Origin of the sequence: Pseudomonas delhiensis, assembly GCF_900187975.1 — a bacterium.
Taxonomy (GTDB): Bacteria; Pseudomonadota; Gammaproteobacteria; order Pseudomonadales; family Pseudomonadaceae; genus Pseudomonas; species Pseudomonas delhiensis.
In genome coordinates this window covers 1-2,322 of sequence record NZ_FZPC01000070.1, presented here as the reverse complement: position 1 = coordinate 2,322, position 2,322 = coordinate 1, and the positions used below count along the sequence as shown (strand labels likewise).

Sequence of the window (2,322 nt, the reverse complement as noted above, 5' to 3'; positions counted from 1 at the left end):
AACGTCTTCACCGCCGTGGAGGCCGACACCGCCGGCAATGCCACGCCGCACAGCCCCGGCTACGCCATCAGCGTCACCCAGAACGACCGCTTCGGTGGCTTCGACCTGGGCGGCAGCCAGGGTTCTGGAGCACCGATCAACACCACGGTCGTGGGCTATCAGAACAACCCGCAGGTCACCAAGCTGGCCAACGGCAACCTGGTCGTGACCTGGCAAGGTAACGCGAGAAAGGAAAATGGCGGATACGACGCCTTCTTCCAGATCATGGACCCGACCGGCAAGATCAAGCTCGGCCAGGAGCAGATGATCAACCAGCGCAATTACCTAAACCAGGACAGCCCGCAAGTAACCGCCCTGGCGGATGGCGGGTTCCTGATTGTCTGGGAGTCGTACGCCGGCAATCCCGACCCGAACGAAGATGGCATCCTGGGTCGCCGCTACGACGCCAGTGGCGCTGCCCAGACCGATGAATTCCTGGTCAACCAGACAACCGCTGGTGGCCAGCGCTCACCGAGCGTCATGAGCCTGCCCGACGGCGGCTATATCGTCGCCTGGCACAGCGTTCAAAGTGGCGGCTCCATCATGCAGCGCACCTACGACGCGCAGAACCAGCCGGTGGGCAACGAGGTGCTCATCAAGGCAGGGGGAGCTGCCACCGATGAGGGCGGCCCGGAAATGGTCCACCTCGACAATGACTGGTACCTGACGATCTGGAGTGGCGCCGACGGCAATGGCAATGGCGTCCTGGGCCAGTTGCGCAAGCTCGACGGCTCGGCGGCAGGGCCCATCCTGACCCTGAACACCACCCTGGACAAGGCTCAGCAGTACCCGGATGTCATTGCGCTCAAGGATGGCAGCTTCGTCGTGTTCTGGGACAGTGCCGACAGCCAGGCCAACGGTACTGACATCCGCGCGGCCCACTACCGTGTCGACCCGGTCTCCGGCCAGGCCACGCTGATCGGCAATGGCGACTTCATCGTCAACCAGTACACCGCAGGCAAGCAGTACAAGCCGGTCGGCGTGGCCCTGGAAGACGGTGGCTACATGCTGATCTGGGGCTCGGAGGGTGGCGATGGCGATGGCTCGGCCATCTATGCCCAGCGCTTCGATGCCAACAGCCAGAAGATCGGCCATGAATTCCTGGTCAACCCCGACACCTGGGGTAACCAGGGCTCAGGCTGGGACGATGTAGACCTGGAACATATCCTCGATGCCACGCTGATGGACGATGGCAATATCTTCGTCACCTGGCACAGCGACAAGGTCGACCCGGACAGTTACGGCATCGAGGGCGTGGTGCTCGACATCGACGCGGGCTTCTACTCGGAGTTCACCGTCAATACCAGCACCAAGGGCGAGCAGTCTTACTCGGCCACCAGCGCGCTGCCCAATGGCGGCTTCGTAACGGTATGGCAGTCCGCGCATTCCGGGGATTTCGACATCATCGGACAACTGCATGACGCATCCGGCATGCCGATCGGTGGCGAGTTCCGGGTGAATACCGTCTATGCCAGCAGCCAGGTTCGTCCCGACATCGTGACGCTGCAGGATGGCACCTTCATCGTTAGCTACTACAGCGGAGAAAATGGCGACAGCGTGATACGTACGCAACGCTTTGGCTACAGCCATGACGAAGCAGGTAACATCACCGCGGCCACTCCCATCGGCAGCGAACAGGCCTTCAAGGGCGCGGGCCAGCGCTACAACTGCTTCCCGATGCTTTCCGCGCTGGACGATGGCGGCTACATGCTGGTCTGGAACGCACGGACGACCGACAACCAGCCGTGGAAGGTCATGTGCCGCCAGTACGATGCCAATGGCGTCATGGTGGGCACCGAGCAGGTCGTAACGGACTTCCTCTGGAGCAGTGTTGCCACCCCCCACCAGAAAGCGATCGTGGCAACGCTGGAGGGTGGCCAGGTCGTGATGACCTACTCGAAGGAAGTCAACGCCGGCGATATCTATTTCCGGGTATACGATCCGAAGTCCCAGACCTTCGGCGCGGAGATTCGCGCCAACCAGACCACCGCGGATCTCCAGGGCACCCCGAGCGTCGCGGAGCTGGCCAACGGCAACTTCATCGTCACCTGGGACTCGTACAACACCAAAGGACTGGATCAGGGGGCCGGGGGGGTCTGGGGCCGTATCTATGCACCCGACGGCAGCGCGGTGGGCAACGAGTTCCTGATCAATACCTTCACGCCGAACATCCAAAGGCGCCCGGTTGCCGTTGCCCGTCCGGAAGGCGGCTTCGTGACGGTATACGCCTCGCAGGCGGACAAGGCGCCGGGAGCCGGCACCTACGGCATCTACCTGCAGTTC

Annotated in this window: 1 protein-coding gene; it reads left to right on the top strand. The window is 62.5% G+C overall.

The annotated features are described in order from the left end of the window. Positions 1 to 2,322, top strand: a 2,322-nt coding sequence (locus CHC02_RS30380; RefSeq protein WP_176450363.1) for a hypothetical protein, incomplete at both ends; no start/stop codon positions are given.